The sequence below is a fragment of the Geitlerinema sp. PCC 9228 genome, from assembly GCF_001870905.1.
Classification (GTDB): domain Bacteria; phylum Cyanobacteriota; class Cyanobacteriia; order Cyanobacteriales; family PCC-9228; genus PCC-9228.
In genome coordinates this window covers 1-22849 of the sequence record NZ_LNDC01000074.1, presented here as the reverse complement: position 1 = coordinate 22849, position 22849 = coordinate 1, and the positions used below count along the sequence as shown (strand labels likewise).

Here is a 22849-nt window from a genome sequence, read left to right as displayed (position 1 = left end):
CAATGCCAAAATTTACACAACAGATATATTCAAGTTAGAAAATTTAAACGGTTTCTAGTTGCTGTTTTTGGTCCTGTTCCCGCGCATCTGCCGAAAGAACGGCGCACAAAATCGCGATCGCGCGTTGCCATTCCCAGCGCACTCGGTCGTCGTCTACCGCATCAAATAGACCAACCAGTCGGGGAATCGCCTGTTCTAGGGATGGCGGTGGCACGGGACGGTGCAGTTCCACCAAATGTTGGATGCTTTCTTGATTTTTGAGAAACTGGGTGACCCAGGTGGTGGTATGGTTGGGACTATCTGGCACGCGCTGAATCCCCAACTCATTTTGCAACCAGTCATAAAAAGCTGGTAGTTTGTCCACCATCACTTCTTTGGCCGTTGGCAAAGTTTCTTTCAACAAAGCCGTATCCAAATTGTTGAGTTGTCGTTGAAATTCTGGGTCTTGGGTAAGATTTTCCACTCCCAATCGCAGCATGCTTTCTACAATGGGATAAGGTAGATTGAGATATTTCGTAAACGTTTCTACAGTTGCTTGAGATTCCATAAGATTGTAAGATTTTGAGAAAGAACGGTTAGGACTGAGGTTTCGTGGCGCGAATGACGATATATCCCAGTTCGTGACGGTATTGAGAAAAGACCCGCCGCATTTGCAAAATCCGCCGTCGGAGAACGGGTCGGCTAGCAACATTCCACAAAATCTTGGCTGTGGAACCAATGCCTTCATCGCGCACCAGTTGCCTGGGGTCGAGCAATCCCATGGAACCGGTTTGATGTTGCTGTACGGTCAAACCAGCTTCGGAAAATAGGTTCATCCAGTCGGTTTCCGATAGGGGTTGGGAGTTGGTGCGGATGGTTTGGGATAAAGCGCGATGGATTTCTTCGTATTCGGAATTCGCTAGCAACTCGTGGGAGAGAAACGTGCCGCCGGGTTGGAGGCGATCGCAAATACCTGTCAATAATTTTCGTTTGGCGGGGGAAGACTGCATGGTAACAATGGCTTCGGCAATGACAAAGTCGAATTGCTGTTCGATTTCGTCCAAATGAAAAATACTGCCTTCCACCACGCTGACCTGCTCTTCCAGACCCGCTGCGGCAATGTTGGCACGAGCGCGCGCCACGCTGTCGGGATTTTTCTCAATTCCCACCACGCGGACCCCAAAACGCTGTGCCAGTGCGATCGCGGTATATCCAAAACTAGAGGCCAGCTCCAAAACCGTTTGTCCTGGCTGCATATTACCCCAGGCTAGCAATTGCTCGGTAGCCGCTTTACCCCCGGGTCGGAGCATGGTTTTGCCAGCGGCTGCCAAAACTTCGTGGCCTGGCGCTTTTGATAAATCGACGGCGGCACTCATAAATGCCCTCCCAACTCAGATGCTAGGTCCAATTTGACAAATTTTTTCAACTGCGTCTTTGAGCTACCTCAAAGAAACGCCACAATCTCTCAATGCTAGAAATGCAGTAGTCTGTTTTACCAATACGCCTTGGTTCGGAAAAATGTTATGATACCATGACATTTAGCTCGTTGGTCGCATAAAAGTCGATGAGATATAACTCAAGTCAGACAAAAGTTCGCGGTAAAAGCAAAGGAGGCATTTTCCAACGGTGGAGAAGCTTTTTTGCCCAACTTTCTGGTGCGGCTCTCCACCAACCCAGATTTCCCATCCAACAGGTTGCTTTCTCTTATATCAGTAGTTTTATCGGAATTGCTGCCTTAGCTTATCTGAGCGTGAATACTGAGTATCCGCTGATTGCAGCACCTTTCGGTGCCACCGCCGTCCTGGCTTATGGCGTTCCCAGCAGTCCCCTGGCACAGCCGCGCAACATTATTGGCGGCAATTTCATGGGAGCTATCTCCGGTATTGTTGCTTTCCAGTTATTTGGCGATGCGCCTTGGGTGATGGCGCTGGCTGTGGCTACCGCTATTAAATTAATGCAGCTCACCAAAACCGTTCATCCTCCGGGTGGTGCTGTGGCTTTGGTAAGTGTTATGAGCCATGCCACTTGGACGTTTTTGGGAACGCCAATTTTGGTGGGATCGATTATTATCGTGTTGTGGACCTATGCATTCTGTAAAATTGTCCCGGGAAGACCTTATCCCAGACATTGGTTTTAAGGTTTTCACTATTGCGATCGCTGATAAAAAGCGATTTGGCAACAGCTGAGAAACGATGTTAGGAGCGCTTATGGTTCCGTTTTATAAAATTTTTGAAAACACCACGGGAGTTCAGTACGAATACTTAACCATTCGATACGATATCAAAGGACGCGGCATTACCGGGGAATTTGACTTTCTGGATGTCAATGGAGAGCGGGTTATCGATCGCGGTGGTGATGGCGACACCCACTTTTGGGGCGATCGCGAATCTAGCTTATTTGAAAAGTTAGGTAAGGCCGGTTGGATGCTGGTGAATCACTCCGAAGGGGGAGCAGAAGAAATTTTTCACTTTGCTACCTTTATGCGGCAGGTGCAATATGACGATAGCGATTCCCCACCCCCTGTCAAATACGATGAGTAAGGTAGGGATTGTATGTTTTCCCGTCATTTCATATCAACCCTAAGGAATTTATGAATCCTTCCCTCGAACAGTTGAGGCGCATCCGGTTTTTTGCCGACCTTTCGCCGAGCGATTTGCAGAACTTGCAATCCCATACGCGCTTGCATACCTATCAAAAAGGGGAAATTGTTATGCATGAGGGCGATCGCCTGCCACCTTGCTTGCATATTTTAGAGCAAGGTCAATTGCACATCAAGAAAATCTCTCCCAAAGGTAAGGAAAGTTGGGTGCGTACGATTTCCAGTGGAGAAATATTTGCTGCTCCTGCGGTTTTTGGCGATCGCATGGCACCGGCTACCGCCATTGTTGCTATTAAATCGCAATTGTTGCTCATTCCCAAAGCAACCTTATTGGCAACCATTCGCAGCCAACCAGACATAGCTTGGCAACTTTTGGAAGAATTCAACCAACGCTTGCAGCAACTGCACAATACCGTCCACGGATTGATTTCCGAACCAGCCATCGTGCGTTTGGCGCGTTTGTTGCTTTGCGAGGCTTGTTTGTACGGTACCCAAACCACCCAAACCGGCGACCAACTACAAATTCAACTGTCCTACTATCAAATGGCGCGTCGCATTGGCATTACTTACGAAGAATGCGCACGATTGGTGAAAAGCATTTCCCATATCATTACCTACCAGCGTGGCGGCAAAATTCATATCAAAGACTGGCAAGCGCTACAAGGGTTGGCGGAAGACGAAAATGCTACAATTGATGGCAGCGAATAGGAACGGTATTCCAGATTTTCGTGCCAGGCGCAATCAAATAGATATTTGCCACTTGTTCTCAGGTAAACCAAAAGGAGATATTCATGGCGGAACTTACTTCATCGAAGCAATCTTTCAACACGCCGCTACAGGAAATTATTGAATATCCGGAAAGCGGCATTCTCAGCAAGGTCATTGTCAAAGACCAAAATTGCCAGCACACGCTATTTTGTTTGGGAGAAGGAAGCGACCTAGAGGAACACACTTCTACCCGCAACGCCACAATTACTGTCATTGAAGGCAACGGCCAGCTCACTTTGGAAGGTCGCGATATTACCCTGCAACCGGGGGTTTTTGTTTTTATGCCAGCCAATGCGCCTCACGCACTGAAGGCAACGTCGAATTTAGCCTTTTTGCTGACTTTATCGGAACCATCTCAATAAAAATAATAGCGATCGCCCTTAGAAATTAAAATAAAATCAAAAAGGCGATCGCATTTTTTTAAAAAACCTACTGCGGGGTTTTCTGCAAATCCGGCCGTTCGTCAGGGAGAATGGCCCCTTCTACGGGACATACTTGCAAGCAGATACCGCAGTCAATGCAAGTATCGAAGTCGATCCAATACCAATCCGTACCCTTAGCATTTTTCCCAGGACCGGGATGAATGCAGGCAACAGGACAGGCTTCTACGCAATCGGCGACCCCTTCGCAAATGTCAGTAGCGATGGTATGAGACACGGTGTGTTCTCCTTCCTTCGTTTTCTACACAAGATAAGCAACGATAGTCCATGTTTTAACCTAGCGCAACCATGTGGCGAATGGGAACGATGGGTTCGATAAAACTATTTCATTAAATGGGAAGCCAAATGCACTTGGGAGTCAAATTTTTTCAACTCATCCACCGAAATGGGACCAAATTTCAGAGTAACTGGAACGTCCACCGTACAGTCTACTAACGTCCCTCCCATATCGTACTTGCTTTGACCACCATCCACAATTTTTTTGGTTGATTTTTGTTTAAAGTAAAATATTTCTTAAAAAGTAGAAAACGATATAATTGTAAATAAATTATATTATTTCTGAAAAACAACGATTTTCTGGAATTTGCCAATTGCCCTGGTAGGGGCGCTCACACGTTGCGCCCCTACAAAAATGCTCTATTATCTCTTGCAGACTATTAAGGAAATGGTATTAGTAAGAAGCAATTCCCAACCTACAAGTTTCTGAGAATTTCTTCAGCACCTTCTCAACACACACTCAGCCGGTCTTAGGCAGTGCCTCAGCCAGGGGAGAGAGACTTAATAACTAGACTGGGATATTTTCCCCGTTGGTTCTCAAGGGCGCTCACGCGAAGCGCCCCTACTAGCCAGGTCTTCCCGCAAGACCTGCCGCTTTTCCTCCCTTTGAAACCTCTGGAGTGTGCCTATGCCAAAAACCAAAGCCATTAGCTTCTCTGTTGGTGCCTTGCTGTCGGTGATGGCTGTTGCTGCTTTCGGGGAACCGGCTTCCGCGCAAATGCTGTGCGGTGGCGGCGACCACGGCAACACCACCGAAACCAGCGATTCCTCCGGGAATCAGGGCAACTAACTTTTCACAAGCATAACCAAAAAGCTATCCTCCAACCGCTATTCTCTCCACGGGAATAGCGTTTTCTATGTGTTGGCAAGCAAAATGATTTGATATGAGTTTAGAGTTCTGGTTCACATTTCCTATTTCCGTTCTCATTGCCACCATCGCCATGGCATCCGGCGTAGAAGGCGCTACCTTTTTCACGCCTTTGTTTATTTTGGGATTGGGATTGCCAACCGAAGTGGCTATCGGTACGGGATTGATTACAGAAGTATTTGGCTTTTCTAGCGGCTTGTATGCCTATATTCGCAAAGGCTTAATCGACTACAATCTCGGTAAAATGTTGCTGGTGGTCAGTATTCCGGTTACCCTACTGGGAACGTGGGTGGCGAAATTCATTCCCGACGATGTTTTAAAAGCGATTTTGGGTGTAGGATTGTTTGCGATCGCGTCTAGTTTTCTGCGAACCCCAGAACCAGAATCGGAAACCGTCGCACAAATCGACCGCGATATTTTCCAGCAACAAGACAAAGAACCGCAAACCTGTATCACTGCCAATACCGGCGAAACTTTCTGCTACACCGTCGCCAATCGTACGGAAGGACGTTTTCTCATTGGCATTGGGTCTTTGTTTCTGGGTATGGTTTCCACAGGATTGGGAGAGTTAAATGGTTTTTTCCTGATTCAGCGTTGTCGGGTTCCCAGTAAAGTTGCCGTTGCCACCAGCGTTTTTATCGTAGCGATTACGGCGCTCACAGCTTCCATCAGTCACGTGGTAGAATTCGTCAATGCCGGTGGTGACAACTTAAACACGGTGCTGAGTTTGGTGATTTTCACTGCGCCTGGGGTGTTGATTGGCGCGCAGCTGGGTTCGTTGGTTGCCAATCGTCTCTCGCAACAGCTTTTGGAACGCAGCATGGGAATTTTGTTTGTTTTGGTCGGTACCCTCATTTTGGGTGAAATTGCCTGGCGCAATGCCACATCCATGCAAGCAACCGTGGAACCGCTTTTACGATTGGTTGGGGTGACGTTCTCAAAAGTTATGCTTGGTTAGTATATTCTTGAAAGGAATGGGTCATACCAAATCCGTACTGGCAAGCCCCGATAATGCCAGCGGGTCAGAACCCCCTGTTGTCCCCCTTGTAAAGGGGGACGGTTCGGGTTATGTTTGTAGTTTAGCAATATCGGATTTCGTATCAAACGATACGCAAGTATTCCCTTCGTTTCCTGTTTCCCTGCCTAACATCAAATTAGGATATTCATGTTTTTCTAAGAAATAGCATGGAAGCGCGATCGCTGAGGCAATTCGTGATATACTTAAAGATGGTCTTTTGTATCTATACACCAGCGATCGCTCTATGAAAGACAGGGTAAAAAGCCTTCCCATAAGCAAGGAGATACAACCGTAAGATTGGTTTGCCTGGAAGACGATGCCCAGGGAGAAGAAATAGAAGTTTTCTGGGAAAGAGAAATTGACGCGCAGCTTGTCGGTACGGGGTCTTGGAATGTTTTGGTTCCTAAAGGAAAGGTGAAAGTCCGTCGCGTGGAACTTGTAGGATTGGTATATCTTGGCCGGATTAGCGGTTAAGATAGAAACAGTAGTAACTGATAAGCATGGATTGGCAGGAACTCGCAGAACTTTTTCGGGATTTGGAATCCGACCGAGTGGAACGAAAGGCATCTGCTGCGGATGGCAAAAAAATCAGACAAGCCATTTGTGCTTTTGCCAACGACCTTCCCAATCACCAAAAGCCTGGCGTTCTTTTTATCGGCGTCAACGACGATGGCAGTTGTGCTAATCTATCAATTAGCGATCGCCTTTTAACAGAACTGGCTGGTATCCGTTCTGAAGGAAAAATTTTGCCGATGCCTGTTTTGCGGGTGGAGAAACATACGTTTGATGGGTGTGAAGTTGCTGTGATTGTGGTACAACCATCCGATGCGCCTCCCGTACGATTTGAAGGACGAACTTTTATTCGAGTTGGACCCAGACGTGCGATCGCTACACTAGAAGAAGAACGTCGCTTGAACGAAAAAAGACGTGCTGGTGATTTACCTTTCGATTTACGTCCTTTGCCTTCCGCTTCCACAGACGATCTGGACTTAGATATTTTCCAACGCGAATATTTACATTCCGCCTTAGCGCCGGAGATTTTAGAAGAAAACCAGCGTTCGATTGAACAGCAACTGGTTTCCCTGCGTTTTTGTACGCCGCCACCAGAATTCTCCCCCACAAATTTAGGGATTCTCGTCGCTGGCAAGCAACCCAGACAGTTGGTTCCGGGATTTTACATTCAATTTGTTCGCTTTGATGGCAAAGAATTAACCGACCCCATTCGCGACCAAAAGGAAATTGATGGTTCTCTCATCGATTTGCTGCGTTACATGGATGAAGTGCTACAAGCCAATATTTCCACAGCATCGGATATCACCACACAACCATTAGAAATCAAAAAGCCGGATTATCCCATTGTGGCGTTACAGCAACTCATCCGAAATGCCATTATGCACCGCTCTTACGAACAAACCAACGCTCCCGTAAGGGTGTATTGGTTCAGCGATCGCATTGAGATCCACAATCCAGGAGGATTGTTCGGACAAGTAAACCGCCAAAATTTTTATCAAGGAGTGACCGATTATCGCAACCCTCACTTAGCCGAAGCCATGAAAAACCTAGGCTACGTCCAACGTTTTGGCGTTGGCATTCCCATAGCTCAAAAACAACTAGAAAAAAATGGGAATCCTCCCGCCGAATTTGACATTCAAGATTCTTATTTATCGGTAACCGTCAGGAGGGCAGCATGAACCCACCCATCGTTACTTTTTTAAACAATAAAGGGGGCGTAGGCAAAACATCTTTGGTCTATCATCTCGCTTGGATGTATTTCGACCTGGGACTAAAAGTAGTCGCCGCCGATTTGGATCCCCAAGCCAACTTGACCGCTGCTTTTATAGATGAAGAGCGTTTGGAGGAAGTTTGGGAAGGAAATAGCGATCGCAATACGGTCTTTCGATGCGTTCAACCCTTATTAAAAGGAATCGGCGATATTGCTGCCCCCAAATTAGAAAACTTAGAAAAAATCGAAGATGGCTTGTATCTTTTCATTGGCGATTTGCAACTGTCGGGATTTGAAGATGAATTATCTTCTCAATGGTCTGCTTGTTTGGATGGAAAGGAAAGACCCTTTCGCGTCATTTCCGCTTTTTGGCGATTGCTAACCCAAGCTGCTACTGACAGCGAAGCCGATATCGTGTTGGTCGATTTGGGTCCAAATTTAGGGGCTATCAACCGCGCTGCTTTAATTGCCGCCGACTATATGGTTGTTCCCCTGTCTCCCGACCTTTTTTCCTTACAAGGCTTGAAAAATTTAGGACCCACCGTCGTGCGCTGGCGTAAAGAATGGCAAGAACGAATTCCCAAAAATCCAGCCACTGATTTCAGTTTGCCCACCGGTCAAATGCAGCCCATTGGCTACATTATCCTCCAGCATGGCGTTCGATTCGATCGCCCCGTGAAAGCCTTTCAACGATGGATCGAGCAAATTCCTACAACATACCACACAGAAGTCCTACAAGAATCACCCGAATCCCTTGTACCTGCATCTAATTCCTCCACCGATGTCAATCGTTTGGCATTAATCAAGCACTATCAAAGTTTGATGCCCATGGCGCAGGAATCTCGCAAACCAATCTTTCATCTGAAACCTGCTGATGGGGCGATTGGCGCTCATCTGTCAGCGGTCAGAAACGTCTATTTTGACTTTAAAGAATTAGCCGAGAAAATTGCGACAAAAATTGAACTGCCACTGCCATCGTTGGAAACATAACAACTGCCAGGAGAAAGCAAAGCATGGGTTTTGACTACGAAACCTCAAAACAGACGAACCAACATCGGGAATGGTTGGGATTTTTGCAGCCAGTGGGGTTGGTAGAAACAACCCTGCAACCGGTTTTCCAAAAGTTGGGGGAAAAACCCACGCCAGAACAACTGTTAAGTTTGAAAGTGTGTGACTTTGCCATGGGCAGTGGGGCATTTTTGGTGGAAGCTTGCCGGCAAATTGCCGGCCGTTTGGTGGAAGCTTGGGAACGAAACGATGCCATTTCCCCGGATACGGAAGAACCGGTGTTTATTGCGCGGCGGTTGGTGGCGCAACAGTGTATTTATGGGGTGGATCAAAACCTCTTTGCTGTTAATTTGGCCAAGCTATCCCTATGGTTATTTACTTTAGCAAGCGATCGCTCTTTTACGTTTCTCGACCATGCGTTGAAACCTGGCGATTCCCTGGTGGGATTAACCCGCAAGGAAATTGGTGCGTTTAGCCAAGACCCCAAGGCCGATTTACCGTTGATGAAAATGTTACAGAATATCGACCAGGTGAAGAACTATCGCATGGAAATTCAATCCGCCGATACTCGCAGCGATGAAGACGATACGCGCAAGCGGCAGCAATTGGATTTAGCAGAAAGTCAGTTGGAACAAGTACGCTTGAATGCCGATGTGGCGGTGGCTGCATTTTTTGATGCGGAAAAGAAAACCAAAACGGCTAAAAAAGAGAAAAGCCAGGAATACAAGGAAATTTTGAACAATAATGATGAAAGCAAGGTAAAAAACATTTCCCAGCGGTTGCGAGAAGGGGAAAAAGGCGTACAAGTTTTCAATTGGGAGGTTGAGTTTCCCGAAGTATTCGACCGCGACAATCCCGGATTTGATGCCATTGTGGGCAATCCTCCGTTTGCGGGGAAAAATACCGCCATTGCTGCCCATGCCCCAGGGTATATGGATTGGTTAAAAGTGGTTCATCCCGAATCCCATGGCAATTCCGATTTGGTCGCCCATTTTTTCCGCCGGGCATTTGTCTTACTTAGAGAAGAAGGCGCTTTGGGATTAATTGCTACCAATACCATTGCCCAAGGCGATACGCGCAGTACCGGTTTGCGATTTATTTGCAACAATGGCGGGGTGATTTACAATGCCAAACGACGGTATAAATGGCCGGGTCTGGCGGCGGTGGTTGTTAGTTTGATACATATTTTTAAGCCAAAGTCCAACCAGTCTTAAAGTTATAAGATAAAATCGTACTTAAAGAGGCATCATGAACCGTCAAGAACTTTTATCTCGAATTTCCATCAATCCCCATGTTTGTTTTGGAAAACCTTGCATTAAAGGTCATCGTATTTGGGTTTCTTTGATTTTAGATTTTCTAGCCAGCGGTATGACCGTGACAGAAATTTTAGAAGAATATCCACAGTTGGAACAGGAAGATATCCTGGCTTGCATCGCCTATGGTGCAGAAATGTCAAGAGAACGATTTGTGGAAATTCCCATTGACTCGACTGTATGAAAATTAAACTTGATGAAAATATTGGCAATCGGGGAAAATTGCTGTTTGCAGAAGCAGGTCATGAGGTGGCAACGATTGTCGAAGAAAATTTACAAGCTGCTAGCGACCTAACTTTGATTGGAGTATGTCAGCAGGAACAACGGTGCTTGGTAACATTAGATTTAGACTTTAGCAATCCGCTGCGTTTCGATCCTTCTCAATATGCAGGAATTGCGGTGTTAAGACTGCCGAATCGTACAAGCCATCAAGATTTGCTGAATGCTATTGCTACTCTGATTGCTGCTTTTCAGAGGGAGGAAATTTATGGAAAACTCTGGATTGTTCGTCAAGGACGGATTCGGGTTTACCAACCAAACGATTAAATAGGACACCAATTATTTTTGATAGCAACGTATGACGAAAGAACTTTTACCACCCAATGTTCCGATTATACTAGATGGAAAACCGGTCGGGTAGTGATGAAGCATAACGATTTTGTTGCATTAAAATTTTTCACGATAGGCGTGGAAAATTAAAAGAAGTATTACCATTCAGTACTACTTATAACAATTCAATTTGGCAATCAAATTAGTATAGGGATTCAGGCAAATACTAGTATTACTAACAAAATAATGAGTAAAAGAAAACTCAACGAAACTGAAATTTGCGATCGCTATATTACCCCAGCCTTAGAACAAGCGGGATGGCAAAAGCGCCAAATCCGGCGAGAATATCGGTTAACCCAAGGGCGAATTATTGTCCGGGGACAAATGATAGCTCGTGGAAGGCAAAAATGGGCAGATTACGTGCTGTTTTATCATCCCAACCAACCCCTTGCTGTCATTGAAGCCAAGGATAATCAACACAATTTAGGGGCGGGCATGCAACAGGCATTGGAGTATGCGGATTTGTTGGAAGTTCCGTTTGTGTTTTCCAGCAATGGAGATGGATTTTTATTGCACGATCGCGCTGGAACATCGTCTCAAGTGGAACAGCAGCTTTCTTTAGATGCGTTTCCCTCGCCGGAAGAACTTTGGGAACGCTACAAACGTTGGCGACAGTTGGCGGATGGGGAAGAAACATTATTAGCTTCCCGCAACTATCCCGCAACGGAAGGGAAAGAACCGCGCTATTACCAACAATTGGCGATTAATCGCACCATTGAAGCGATCGCGCAGGGACAAAAACGATGTTTGCTAGTGATGGCAACGGGCACCGGGAAAACGTTTACCGTCTTCAATATTATCTGGCGGCTGTGGAAAACGGGAACAGCCAAGCGCGTGCTATTTCTAGCGGATCGCAATGCCCTGGTGGATCAAACCATGATTAACGATTTTCAACCCTTCGGCGGGGCAATGAAAAAGCTGAATCGGAAATTAGTGGATGAGACAGGGCGCGTTGATACCTCCTATGAAATTTATTTGGCGCTGTATCAGGCAATTGTCGGGGATGAAGAGCGCGAAGCCATTTATACCAAGTTTGAGCCGGACTTTTTTGATTTAGTGGCGATCGATGAGTGCCATCGCGGCAGTGCTTCCGAGGATTCCACCTGGCGGCAAGTGCTGGAATATTTCGACAGCGCCATTCAAATCGGTTTAACGGCAACGCCGAGGGAAACGGAATATGTTTCCAACATTGACTATTTTGGAGAACCCATCTACACTTACTCCTTGCGGCAAGGGATTGAGGATGGGTTTTTAGCCCCGTTTAAGGTGGTTCAGGTAAATTTGGATATCGATCGAGAAGGATGGATGCCCGATAGCGGGGAAACGGATGATTATGGGCAATTAATTGAAGAACGGGAGTATAATTTGCGGGACTTCGATCGCGCAATTAAATTTCCCCAACGTACCCAGCGCGTCGCGGAATATGTCAGCGAGTTTCTGCATCAGGGCGACCCCATGCGAAAAACAATCGTTTTCTGTGAAAATGTCGACCATGCGGAAGCCATGCGGCAATGTTTGATGAATGTCCCGGCCAATCGCCCGTTTATCGAGCGCGATCGTCGTTATATCATGCGCATTACCGGGGATGATGCGGAAGGGAAAGCCCAGTTGGATCATTTTATTAATCCCAAAGAACCCTTCCCCGTTATCGCGACAACCTCCAAATTGATGACCACTGGCGTTGATGCCCAAACCTGTCAACTGATTGTTTTAGATCGGCGCATCTTGTCGCTGACTGAATTTAAACAAATTATTGGCCGGGGCACTCGCCTGCGAACCGATTACAACAAGCATTTCTTCACCATTATTGACTTTCGCGGGGCCACCAGTCATTTTGAAGATCCCAGTTGGGATGGGCCGCCGATTCAGGATCGAAATTATAGTCCAACTTATCGCACGGATAACCCCGACGAAGAAATCAGCGAAGTTTTACAGGAGGAAGAGACTAGTGTTAATTCGCAACAAAAGTATGTGGTAGGACGACAAAAATTTTCCGTTGCAGCCGAACGAACGAGCTACTATGATACGAGCGGCAAGTTAGTGACCGAATCGTTGCGGGATTATACACGCCGTACCGTTAACGAAAACTATCACTCTTTGGATGAATTTATTAAACGCTGGCAAGACAGCGATCGCAAACAGGCGATTATTGAAGAATTGAAAGAACAAGGCGTGATGTTAGAAGCGTTGCAAGACCTGGTGGGAGAAGATTACGATCCCTTTGATTTGATTTGTCATGTGGCGTTTGACCAACCGCCCTTGACGCGCCAAGAACGAGCGCAACAAGTTCGCAAGCGGGATGTGTTCAGCAAGTATGGGGAAAAAGCGCGGGCAGTTCTCGATGCCTTGTTGGAAAAGTATGCCGACCAGAATGTCATTCCCCCTGACGATACCAAAGTGTTGCAGCTAAAACCCTTTAGCGAAATTGGCACGCCCGTGGAAATTGTGAAAACCTTTGGCGGGAAAAAGGAATATAAAAAGGCGGTGCGAGAATTGCAACAATTGCTCTATGATGACGAAAGTGCATGAATGGTGCTAAATGAACTAATCTCGGAAGTGTTTTGCCAAAGGGCTGTTAATTTGCCAACAATGAATGATGGAGTAACCAGGAAACGAAAAAACAATATGTCTCTTAATGCCACCATTAAATCCATTCAAGACATCATGCGCAAAGATGTGGGCGTTGATGGGGATGCCCAGCGCATTGGGCAATTGGGTTGGATGCTGTTTTACAAAAAATTCAGCGACCAAGATAAAGAATTGGAACTCAGCGAGGATGATTACGAATCGCCCGTTCCCATGCATTTGCGGTGGGAAGAATGGGCAGATAGGGAACAGTTAGGCAAAGATGCCCCCACTGGCGAGACATTATTGGATTTAGTGGATAATCAACTGTTTCCCAAGCTGAAAGAATTAGATCCGGCAAATTATACGGGGTTAGCGCAACAACGGGCGAAATTGCTGCGCAGTGTGTTTGAAGATGCGTATAACTACATGAAGTCGGGAACCTTGTTGCGACAGGTAATTGATAAAATTAACGATTCCATTGACTTCAACGAATCCAAAACCCGAGATTTATTTGGAGATATTTATGAAAAAATTCTGAAAGATTTGCAGAGTGCCGGGAATTATGGCGAGTTTTATACCCCTCGCGCGGTTACCCAGTTTGCTGTGGATATGGTGAATCCCCAGTTAGGGGAAAAAGTATTAGATCCGGCTTGTGGAACGGGGGGCTTTTTAACCGCTGCTTATGAGAAATTGAAAGCCAAAGCGGAAACGCCGGAAGAATTGGAAGATATCAAAAGCAAGGTTCAAGGAACTGAGAAAAAAGCCTTGCCGCACTTACTCTGCGTTACAAATTTGATGGTGCATGAGGTGGAAGTGCCCACAACGGTGCGTCATGCCAATGCCCTCGCCAAACCGTTACGCGATTATGGGCCGAGGGATCAAGTGGATGTGGTGGTTACCAATCCCCCGTTTGGCGGGATGGAAGAAGACGGCATCGAGGTCAATTTTCCCAACGAATTTCGCACTCGGGAAACGGCGGATCTGTTTTTATTGTTGGTGATGGAGTTGCTGAAACCCAAAGGCCGCGCGGCGATTGTATTACCTGATGGCACTTTATTTGGCGAAGGCATCAAGACGCGATTGAAAGAGAAGTTGCTGCGCGATTGCAATTTGCATACCATTGTTCGTTTGCCCAGCGGTGTCTTTAATCCTTATACCAGCATTCGCACCAATGTTTTGTTCTTTACCAAAGGCGAACCCACTGAGGAAATCTGGTATTACGAACACCCCTATCCGCCAGGGTATAAATCTTACTCCAAAACCAAGCCCATGCGGATTGAAGAGTTTGAACAGGAGAAACAATGGTGGAATAATCGCCAGGAAAATGAGTTGGCTTGGAAAGTATCGGTGGAAGATATCAAAGCCAATGGGTTTAATCTGGATATCAAAAATCCCAACACTCCAGAAGAGGATTATCAAGATCCCGAAACGTTGTTGAAGAAATATCGAGAGGCAGAAGCGCAAGCGGAAGAAGTCCGAAACGAATTAAAAGCAAGTTTGATGGCATCGTTGGAAGGAGAGGAAAATTAGATGGATTTGAAGACGCTTTGGGAAAATTTTGATGTCATTGCAGAAGCAGAAAATGGGATTCAACAGTTAAGAAATTTAATTTTAGATTTAGCAATTCGTGGAAAACTTACATCACGAAATTATAATGATAGTTCTGCAATACAAATTATCAAAAATATTCAATCATTAAAGGAACATTTATACCACCATAAAAAAATTCGCCGTCAAAAGCCTTTAGCTCCTATTGAAAAAGACGAGCAAAAATTTGAAATCCCATCGGCATGGGAATGGGTTAGGTTAGGAAGGATATCGCCAACAATTACAGATGGATCCCATTATACTCCTAAATATCAAGAAAAAGGAGTTCCATTTATTTCAGTTAAAGATATAAGTGCTGGATTTCTAAATTTTTCAAATTGTCAGTATATTTCAACAGATGAGCATGAGGAAATCAATAAAAGGTGTAATCCTGAAAAAAATGATATTTTAATTTGTCGCATTGGAACATTGGGTAAAGCAGTTGTTATAGACACAGACCAAAGATTTAGTATATTTGTCAGTGTAGGACTAATTAAGTTAACTGAACAAACCAACTCTAATTATATTCAATATGTATTAAACTCGCCTTTTCTAGAGAAACAATATCAAAAAGTAAAAGCTGGAGGTTCACATACAAATAAACTTAATCTTCGAGATATTCCTAATCTTTTGATTCCTTTGCCTCCACTGGAAGAACAGAATCGAATTGTTAAAAAAGTTGATGAATTAATGGCACTCTGCGATCGCGCCCAAGCTAGCAAGGAAAATCGCAACAAATTACGCCAACAGCTACGGCAATCCGCAATTCATGCTTTAGAAACGGCTGAAACCGAGGAAGAATTTAATAAAAGTTGGCATTTTGTTCGGGATAATTGGAATCGTTTAATTTCCAATTTTAGTGATCTTACTGCTCTTCGTAGAATAATAATGCATTTAGCTGTTAAGGGTAGGTTGACAACTCAAAAATTAAAAGATGGTAATGCTGAAAATGAACTCAACATAATGAGACAAGTTAGGTATGAAAAACTAGACTCTTGTTCTTCAAAAAATCACGAATATCGTCGAATGCTAAAAAAACTGTCGAATTTAGAAACAGCAAAATCTCCATATAAGCTTCCATTTAATTGGACTTGTGCACATTTAATTGACTTATCTTTTTTAATAGTGGATTGCCACAATAAAACTGCTCCTACTCAGCCTGATGGAATCCCTCTTATAAGAACGAATAATATTAGAAATGGTAAACTGAATTTAAATGATTTAAAGTTTGTATCAGAAGAAACTTATAAATATTGGTCTCGCAGATGTTTTCCACAACCTGGTGACATCATTTTTACTAGGGAAGCTCCGATGGGAGAAGCTGCAATCATACCTGAGGGAATGAAAGTGTGTCTTGGTCAGCGAACCATGTTAATACGAGTTCTTGATGAATATATTGATAAAAACTATTTATTAATTGCCCTTACAGAGCCAGGTCTATTAAAGCGAGTTTCTGAAGATGCTGTTGGGATGACAGTTAAGCATCTTCGTGTTGGAGATGTAGAACAAATTGTACTTAATTTACCGCCCTTAAAAGAACAAAATCGAATTGTTGCTAAAGTAAATGAACTAATGAAAATCTGCGATCGCGTAGCAGAAAACCTGAGCAAAAAAGAAGAACTTGCCAATCAAATTTCCGCTTCAGTCATTCACCATTTAGACATTTGAAGCGAAATTGCAATCGATGCAAAATTGATTTAAAATTGCTTTGCGCGATCGCGATCCTAAAAATTGGAAACCCTGTCTATATTGCTTTGCAATTGGATAGAGAAGATGTCATGGAGATAACCGTATGAAGTCGCATACTGAGTACCTAACATTTAACCAGCAAGGGCGAATGTCCTTTAAAAACATTACGCCCAAAGTCGAGGAAATCGTGCGCCAAAGCGGCGTTAGCGAGGGCATGGTGCTTTGCAATGCCATGCACATTACTGCCTCCGTCTTTATCAATGATGATGAATCGGGGCTTCACCAGGACTTTCAAAAGTGGCTGGAACAACTAGCTCCCTTCGATCCCTCGCCGCAGAAATACGCTCACCACCGTACTGGCGAAGATAATGGCGATGCCCACCTCAAACGGGAAATTATGGGTCGCGAGGTCGTGGTAGCGATTACAGAAGGAAAACTCGACTTCGGCCCTTGGGAGCAAATTTTCTACGGCGAGTTTGACGGCGGGCGCCCAAAACGGGTGCTCATCAAGGTCATTGGCGAGTAGCCGATTCAGTTCCCAAACTCGATCGTATTTGCCCTCCTGCAGTTTATCCGCCTGCAGGAGCGCTTAATTGGCGCGAAACAGGTGCTGAAAAGGCCCATGGCTGCCGCCTCGATTTTTCGATTTGGAGTGTTTCAGATGGCAACGTGGCGCCATTTGCCTTGGAAGAAAATCGCCATTAGCGTGAAACAACGAACCATTGTCTGGATTTTTCCAATTGCCCTGGTAGGGTCGCAACGCGTGAGCGACCCTACAAAATGCCTCTATTATCTCTTGCAGACTATTAAGGAAATGGTATAAGGCGACAACTTCTTGTGGTTTTTTCTCTCCTCCCCCTCCTCTATCTCAAATGTGGTCTATGCACATCGGATTTGGTATTATACAGAACCTGCAAATCCCGATCGCTTACTTGCGAAGTGGCAACATCCAACACCAACTTGCCATTCTGAATACCCAAAATGCGATCGCTGTACTGTTTGGCATACGCCACCTGATGCATATTGCAAACCACCGTCAACCCCTCTTGCTGGCAAAGCGACCTTAACAAAGCCAGGACATTATGCGCCGTTTGTGGGTCCAAACTGCTCACCGGTTCGTCTGCTAAAATCAAATTGGCTTGTTGTGTCAAGGCACGCGCGATCGCAACGCGCTGTTTTTGTCCCCCAGAAAGGCGATCGGCACGTTGAAAAGCATATTCTAACAATTCCACCTTTTCCAATGCCACCAACCCCGCCTCCAAAAGGTACCCAGGATATTTGCCAGCCAAACAACGCCACAAAGGAATTTCCCGCAACCGTCCTCCCAAACAGTTTTCCAAAACGCTGCGGCGACGTACCAAACTAAATTGTTGCGTCACCGTGGCAATGCGCGCGCGGCTGGCGCGTAGGGTTTTCGGCGAACACTGGGTTAAATTGGTATCTTCCAACCAAATATGGCCCTTTTGTGGCGGCAACAGTTGCAAAATCGATCGCATGAGTGTGGTTTTGCCAGAACCACTCGGTCCCAAAATGGCGACAAAGGTTTGGGGAACAATGGAAAAACCAATATCTGCCAAAATGGTATGGTTTTCGTAAGTTTGATAGAGATTATCAACGGTTAGCATGGCAGTCATTTTCTCATTTTTCCTTAATTTAAGCGCCGCCGCCAATGCGCACTCAGCGCATCAATCATACTTACCATCGCTAGAATCAGAATTAAAATGGTTGCCAAACGGGGAAAATCGTGCAATTTGAGGCTGACCGTCAGTTCGTAGCCAATGCCGCCAGCGCCGACAATGCCGAGAATCACCGAAGAACGAACGTTGTACTCCCACAAATACAAGCTAATCCCCACCAACGATGGCATCGCCTCTGGCAACACAGCAAACGCAAAGGTCCGCAAGCGATCGCTTCCCGTGGCTTCTACGGCTTCAATGGGTTCTGGGGGCAAGGTTTCCAACACTTCGGCGTAGAGTTTAGCCATGGAACCGGTGGTGTGAAACGCTACCCCCAACACGCCAGCAAACGGTCCCAATCCCACAACCGATACGAAAAAGAGGGCAAAAATTATCGTGTCGATGCTACGTAAGAAATTTAAAATGCCTCGCAAGGGAATTCGTAGGAAAGGAAAAGGCGCAACGTTGCTAGCAACCAGAAAAGATAGGGGCAAGGCTAACACAATGGCGGTTCCGGTTCCCACGATCGCGATCGCTAAGGTTTCCCAAGTGGCTTGCAAAAAAGTGGGCAATTCCGATAAATCCGGCGGCCAAAAGCGAATTAGCCATTCCCCCAGTTGCGGCAAGCCTTCCCAAAAGGTTTGTAGGGAAACTTCCGCCGTCCGCAGGCTGGCTACCAGAATCGCGATCGCGATCGCACTCCAAAAACCCCGTTGCAGCAACCGCCAAATGCCGCCGCGCCGTTGCCGTTCTGCCTGCAGCATGGCTTGCAAATCAGGACGCTGTTTTGAATCTATTGTCGATGCCATTATTGAAGTTTTCCGACTAATTTCCCTGCTTGGCGAATGGGTTTGTAGTTAGAACCATCGGAAGCGGCAAATCCGGTGTAGTTCTCCGGTAGCAAGTCTTTCGCTTCTTCTGTCGATAGATTGGTAGCTGCTTGGCGCAATCCGGTTTTTACTTTTTCCGGCAAGCCACCGCGAATGGCAATGGGATCGTTGGGTAAGCGTTCCGACTGCCAGATAATTTTAATTTCGGAACGGTCGATTTTGCCGGTACTGGCGAGTACGTCTAAATTGCGGTTGTAATCGGAGGCAATATCGGTTTGGTTGCTAATCACCGAGATGGCTTGCGCGGCGTGGCTGGCTCCTTCGTTGTAGTCAAAAACTTGTTTGGGGTCGATGTTTCGTTGTTTGAATTCGGCGGTGGGAATAAGCCAGCCGGAAGTAGACCCCACATCCGCCAGACTGAGTTTTAATTGTTCTTGGTTTTGGCTGTAGGCGATCGCTTCTTCTAATGTGTTGTAAGGCGCATCTGCTCTAGTCATGAGCAGCGAATAATAATAAGGATTGCCCTGATATTTCACCGTCGCGATCGCTTCTAGAGAGGGTTCGGCATGTTGTGCCAGAACGAATCCCCACGGACCTAACCAAGCCACATCTAAGGTACCAGAACGCAACGCCTCGGAAATGCCTACCCAGTCTTGGGTAACCGTCACATCTGCATCAGCATTCACCGACGCTGCCATTTTTTGAAACAGGGGTTCAAACTGGTTGCGGGTTTCGCTGGGTGTGGGAAAATAAGGACCAACGCCAAATTTTAACTCCCTAACCTCCGATTCTCCTTCTGGATTGCCCGTACAGGCAACCACCACGACCAAGGTGACTGTACTTAGAACCGCCAACCGCAACCAACCAGATACGAGTTTGCGTACTTTTCTACCTATCATAAATTGCTCCTAATTTTCATCAAAAAAAGACAGCAAGCAACAACCCAAATCGATGGCTTCCCCAGAATCCGTACGAAACTCTGGAGATAGATGGTAGAGAACGGCTTTGCCATCGCGGGTTGACCTCACAAATCCTTCCCGTCTCAGGACTTGCAGGTGATGGGAGAGCAAGCTTTGTTCTATTTCCAATAACATTTCGAGTTCGCCGACATGTTTGGGTTCTTGCATGAGAATTCTCAAAATATCCAAACGGGTGGTATCAGCGAGAACTTTCAGCCGGCGGACGCAAAATTGTGTGGTGTGGGATGGGGAACTGGATGTCATAGCGGTTTCTATTAACAATCGAGTTTGCTACGGCGAGTTTTTCGATTAAGCTGTTTTCATATGAAGCAAAATTCATTCTTTTAGCATAGTTAAAAACTTATTGCCATGCCAATCATCCTCGCGAAACCAGGTTAACGGTAGCTGAGAGCTTCCTCAATTTTTCCTGAAAAAGGTAGCTCTCCGGAAGTGAAGGGTATAGTAGGGAACAATAAAAATAGAAAATTGTTCTCAACCTACTAGCTGGGCAGAATTTTAGGAAATCATGAATCAAGAATTACTCGATCGCGTTATCGAACGAACGAACTTGGAACGAACCCAACGGGGTTTGTCGCCTTTGGTTCCCAATCAGGATTTGACAGAGGCAGCGCAAACTCATAGCGAAAATATGGCATTTCAGGATTTCTTTTCCCATACAGGGGTGAATGGTGCTGATGTGAGCGATCGCGTTTTGGATGAAGGCTATCGGTACACCTCTGTAGCCGAAAATATTGCTGCCGGATATACCAATGCAGAAGCCGTCGTTGAAGGGTGGATGAACAGTCCCGGTCATCGCGAGAATATCCTCAACCCCGACTTAAAAGAAATTGGCGTGGGATATCATTTCCTTGCCAACGATACCGGCGATACCAACTACAATCACTACTGGACGCAAGTATTTGCTACCCCTGCCAATCGAACCGTCACACCGACTCCCGATCCCAATCCCAGTCCCAGTCCTTCCCCTACGCCTACAGAAGGCAACGACATCATCATGGGAAGCGATTTTGGGGAACAGTTGTTGGGATTTGCTGGCAATGATGCCATCGCTGGTTTTAGCGGCGACGATGCTATCAGCGGTGGCCTTGGCGACGACACCCTCAACGGCAACGCCGGCAACGACGAACTCTTTGGCGATCTCGGTAATGATATGATGATGGGAGGTCGGGGAAGCGATCGCCTCATCACCGGTGATGGCATCAACGTCGCCAACGGGAACCTAGGCAACGATATTGTCGCTGGCGGCAACAACGACGATAGCCTGTACGGCGGTCAAGACCAAGACAACCTGCAAGGCAACAACGGCAACGATTTTCTTGCTGGCGATTTAGGCATCGATACTCTCATTGGTGGTGTAGGCTTCGACACCTATGCATTGCGACCAGACACCTACGATGTGGTTTTCTATAACGACCAGGAAGACTTTATCCAATTGCCAGACAACTTTCTGTTTGAAGACGTACGATTCGTACAAGGATTTGACGAATTTGTTCCCGACGGTCAACCGGAAACCCAAATTATCGATACTCTTACCAACCAAGTTATTGCCGTTCTGCCAGGCATTGACCCAATTCAGTTGAACGAACAAGATTTTATCGTTGGTTCGTAGGAGCGTATCGAGATTGGGAGATTGGGAGATAGGGAAATTTAGGAGATTGAGGAAATAAATTGATTTCTCTCTCCCATGCCCGGTATGTCCATACCGAACTAATCCTTCAACGTCTGCAACACTTGCTCGTGAATGACCCCATTGCTAACGACTACGCCTTGGTTGTCTAGCATTTTGTGATGGTCGCGGAAATTGAGGGGTTTGCCATGCATGTCGGTGACCTTGCCGCCGGCTTCTTCCACCACAATGGCTCCTGCGGCGTGGTCCCAAATTTTTTCCCGGTAGTCGGGGGTTTCTGGAGAAGGCAAACGCAAATACAAGGCAGCTTCACCGGTGGCGACAATGCCGTATTTGGCTTGGGAGTCTACCCGTTTGGCAGGCGCGTGAATGCCAATGGCGTTGGCAACGGCTTGCTGGCGTTTTTCGTCGCCGTGGCTGGGTTCTACGCTTTCTACGAAGCGGAATTTTTCTCCGGCAGTGCTGGTGGATACGTGAATGGAACGCGCATCGCCGCCAGAAATAGGCATGACGGTGGCTCCTTCTCCCCGCACTGCTAGAAACAACTGACCCATTTCACCGTTTTCTCCTGGTAATGCCGGACAAGCCAATACTCCTAGTTTGACTTCTCCTCCTTCAATTAAAGCCAAGGCAACGGCGTATTGGTCCTGACGCAGAAATCCTTTTGTACCGTCGATGGGATCGAGCGTCCAATATCGAGGCCCCACGTGGCCATTGCCTAGGTTAATCCAGTCGGTAATTTCTTTGCTAGTGGCAGTTGGTAGAATTTCGCGAACGTAGTTGGTAATGGCGTCTAAAAATTCTTTTTTTTCTGGCTGCCGCAGTTCGGCGGCGTCTTCTTCTCCTACAATTGGATCGTTGGGAAAGGTTTGCGCGATCGCCCGACAAATCAAACTTTGGGAACCGTAGTCGGCCACGGTAACGGGACTTTTATCCTTTTTCTCTAGGCTTGCGGGAATATTAGCACGTACCCGCTCGCAAAGTTTGGCTGCTTCTAGGGCAGCTTCCAAGGCTACTTGTTTTTCTTTGGTATACGCCATTGCGAATAGAACTGATAGTTCAAGACTGAACAATACTATACATTAACTGTAAAAGTAAAGCAGTCAGAGCGTACAACGGAGGTGTACGGTGCTATCCCACAACGCCTTGAGGAAATTCCCCAAAGCTCCTACAAAATCTCTTTTTAGAGAAAATCCACAGTTAGGACAATTGACACTCTCACGAATAGAATTCGTGAGATTCTCGCTTCATTGGGTGTGCCTAGATGGATTAGCTATGCTAGTCCATCCCC

Annotated in this window: 26 protein-coding genes; 17 read left to right on the top strand and 9 right to left on the bottom strand. The window is 46.1% G+C overall.

The features are described from left to right. Window positions 1-43: 43 nt before the first annotated feature. Window positions 44-547 (bottom strand): hypothetical protein, encoded by a 504-nt coding sequence (locus AS151_RS05930; protein ID WP_071516130.1) that lies wholly within the window; start codon window positions 545-547, stop codon window positions 44-46. Window positions 548-575: 28 nt separating this feature from the next. After that, the gene (locus AS151_RS05925; protein WP_071516129.1) at window positions 576-1355 is read right to left on the bottom strand and encodes a class I SAM-dependent methyltransferase; all 780 of its coding nucleotides are present in this window, start codon (window positions 1353-1355) and stop codon (window positions 576-578) included. Window positions 1356-1543: 188 nt separating this feature from the next. Here AS151_RS05925 and AS151_RS05920 point away from each other — a divergent pair, with 188 nt between their 5' ends. The 4 genes from AS151_RS05920 to AS151_RS05905 all read left to right on the top strand — a co-directional run bounded on the left by AS151_RS05920 (window position 1544) and on the right by AS151_RS05905 (window position 3708). Further along, entirely contained in the window at window positions 1544-2116 is a 573-nt protein-coding gene (locus AS151_RS05920) for an HPP family protein (protein ID WP_071516128.1), read from the top strand. A gap of 70 nt (window positions 2117-2186) precedes the next feature. Then, entirely contained in the window at window positions 2187-2519 is a 333-nt protein-coding gene (locus AS151_RS05915) for a hypothetical protein (protein WP_071516127.1), read from the top strand. 50 nt (window positions 2520-2569) lie between these two features. Continuing rightward, window positions 2570-3286, top strand: coding sequence for a Crp/Fnr family transcriptional regulator (locus AS151_RS05910; RefSeq protein WP_071516126.1), 717 nt, complete (start codon window positions 2570-2572; stop codon window positions 3284-3286). An 83-nt stretch (window positions 3287-3369) separates the two neighbouring features. After that, on the top strand, window positions 3370-3708 hold the full coding sequence (locus tag AS151_RS05905; protein WP_071516125.1) for a cupin domain-containing protein: 339 nt from the start codon (window positions 3370-3372) through the stop codon (window positions 3706-3708). A gap of 67 nt (window positions 3709-3775) precedes the next feature. Here AS151_RS05905 and AS151_RS05900 read toward each other — a convergent pair whose 3' ends face one another. Next, on the bottom strand, window positions 3776-4003 hold the full coding sequence (locus tag AS151_RS05900) for a ferredoxin family protein (protein WP_071516124.1): 228 nt from the start codon (window positions 4001-4003) through the stop codon (window positions 3776-3778). A 104-nt stretch (window positions 4004-4107) separates the two neighbouring features. After that, window positions 4108-4260, bottom strand: a complete 153-nt coding sequence (locus AS151_RS21990; protein ID WP_170861329.1) for a hypothetical protein — start codon at window positions 4258-4260, stop codon at window positions 4108-4110. A 430-nt stretch (window positions 4261-4690) separates the two neighbouring features. Here AS151_RS21990 and AS151_RS21985 point away from each other — a divergent pair, with 430 nt between their 5' ends. The 12 genes from AS151_RS21985 (at window position 4691) to AS151_RS05850 (ending at window position 16971) form a co-directional block, all read left to right on the top strand. Further along, window positions 4691-4852 carry a hypothetical protein gene (locus AS151_RS21985; protein WP_170861328.1) on the top strand — a complete coding sequence of 54 codons (162 nt, stop codon included), beginning with the start codon at window positions 4691-4693 and terminating at the stop codon, window positions 4850-4852. Between the two features lie 94 nt (window positions 4853-4946). After that, window positions 4947-5888, top strand: a complete 942-nt coding sequence (locus AS151_RS05895; RefSeq protein ID WP_071516123.1) for a sulfite exporter TauE/SafE family protein — start codon at window positions 4947-4949, stop codon at window positions 5886-5888. A gap of 357 nt (window positions 5889-6245) precedes the next feature. Further along, window positions 6246-6422, top strand: coding sequence for a hypothetical protein (locus AS151_RS21980; protein ID WP_170861327.1), 177 nt, complete (start codon window positions 6246-6248; stop codon window positions 6420-6422). A gap of 26 nt (window positions 6423-6448) precedes the next feature. Further along, a complete protein-coding gene (locus AS151_RS05890) occupies window positions 6449-7639 on the top strand; it encodes an ATP-binding protein (protein ID WP_071516122.1) in 1191 nt (396 codons plus the stop codon). Further along, on the top strand, window positions 7636-8661 hold the full coding sequence (locus AS151_RS05885) for a ParA family protein (protein WP_071516121.1): 1026 nt from the start codon (window positions 7636-7638) through the stop codon (window positions 8659-8661). Before AS151_RS05890 ends, AS151_RS05885 begins: the two co-directional genes overlap by 4 nt. 23 nt (window positions 8662-8684) lie before the next feature. Further along, on the top strand, window positions 8685-9893 hold the full coding sequence (locus AS151_RS05880; protein WP_071516120.1) for a DNA methyltransferase: 1209 nt from the start codon (window positions 8685-8687) through the stop codon (window positions 9891-9893). A 34-nt stretch (window positions 9894-9927) separates the two neighbouring features. Continuing rightward, window positions 9928-10176, top strand: coding sequence for a DUF433 domain-containing protein (locus AS151_RS05875; protein WP_071516119.1), 249 nt, complete (start codon window positions 9928-9930; stop codon window positions 10174-10176). Next, window positions 10173-10538, top strand: coding sequence for a DUF5615 family PIN-like protein (locus AS151_RS05870; protein WP_071516118.1), 366 nt, complete (start codon window positions 10173-10175; stop codon window positions 10536-10538). The genes AS151_RS05875 and AS151_RS05870 overlap by 4 nt, the downstream gene beginning before the upstream one ends. 249 nt (window positions 10539-10787) lie before the next feature. Next, the gene (locus AS151_RS05865; protein ID WP_071516117.1) at window positions 10788-13130 is read left to right on the top strand and encodes a DEAD/DEAH box helicase family protein; all 2343 of its coding nucleotides are present in this window, start codon (window positions 10788-10790) and stop codon (window positions 13128-13130) included. A 96-nt stretch (window positions 13131-13226) separates the two neighbouring features. Next, on the top strand, window positions 13227-14699 hold the full coding sequence (locus AS151_RS05860; RefSeq protein WP_071516116.1) for a class I SAM-dependent DNA methyltransferase: 1473 nt from the start codon (window positions 13227-13229) through the stop codon (window positions 14697-14699). Then, complete coding sequence (locus tag AS151_RS05855) at window positions 14700-16424, top strand: restriction endonuclease subunit S (protein WP_071516115.1); 1725 nt, start codon at window positions 14700-14702, stop codon at window positions 16422-16424. A 124-nt stretch (window positions 16425-16548) separates the two neighbouring features. Further along, window positions 16549-16971 carry a secondary thiamine-phosphate synthase enzyme YjbQ gene (locus tag AS151_RS05850; protein ID WP_071516114.1) on the top strand — a complete coding sequence of 141 codons (423 nt, stop codon included), beginning with the start codon at window positions 16549-16551 and terminating at the stop codon, window positions 16969-16971. Window positions 16972-17308: 337 nt separating this feature from the next. Here the strand turns inward: AS151_RS05850 and phnC are convergent, their stop codons facing one another. The 4 genes from phnC to AS151_RS05825 are packed head-to-tail and all read right to left on the bottom strand — an operon-like array spanning window position 17309 to window position 20174. Further along, on the bottom strand, window positions 17309-18079 hold the full coding sequence (phnC, locus tag AS151_RS05840; RefSeq protein WP_139240530.1) for a phosphonate ABC transporter ATP-binding protein: 771 nt from the start codon (window positions 18077-18079) through the stop codon (window positions 17309-17311). 14 nt (window positions 18080-18093) lie between these two features. After that, a complete protein-coding gene (gene phnE, locus AS151_RS05835; protein ID WP_071516112.1) occupies window positions 18094-18930 on the bottom strand; it encodes a phosphonate ABC transporter, permease protein PhnE in 837 nt (278 codons plus the stop codon). Continuing rightward, complete coding sequence (locus tag AS151_RS05830) at window positions 18930-19850, bottom strand: phosphate/phosphite/phosphonate ABC transporter substrate-binding protein (protein ID WP_139240529.1); 921 nt, start codon at window positions 19848-19850, stop codon at window positions 18930-18932. The genes phnE and AS151_RS05830 overlap by 1 nt, the downstream gene beginning before the upstream one ends. A gap of 9 nt (window positions 19851-19859) precedes the next feature. Continuing rightward, entirely contained in the window at window positions 19860-20174 is a 315-nt protein-coding gene (locus tag AS151_RS05825; RefSeq protein WP_071516111.1) for a metalloregulator ArsR/SmtB family transcription factor, read from the bottom strand. 262 nt (window positions 20175-20436) lie between these two features. Here AS151_RS05825 and AS151_RS05820 point away from each other — a divergent pair, with 262 nt between their 5' ends. Next, entirely contained in the window at window positions 20437-21540 is a 1104-nt protein-coding gene (locus AS151_RS05820) for a CAP domain-containing protein (protein ID WP_071516110.1), read from the top strand. Between the two features lie 98 nt (window positions 21541-21638). Here AS151_RS05820 and AS151_RS05815 read toward each other — a convergent pair whose 3' ends face one another. Continuing rightward, entirely contained in the window at window positions 21639-22598 is a 960-nt protein-coding gene (locus AS151_RS05815) for a 3'(2'),5'-bisphosphate nucleotidase (protein ID WP_071516109.1), read from the bottom strand. Window positions 22599-22849: the final 251 nt, after the last annotated feature.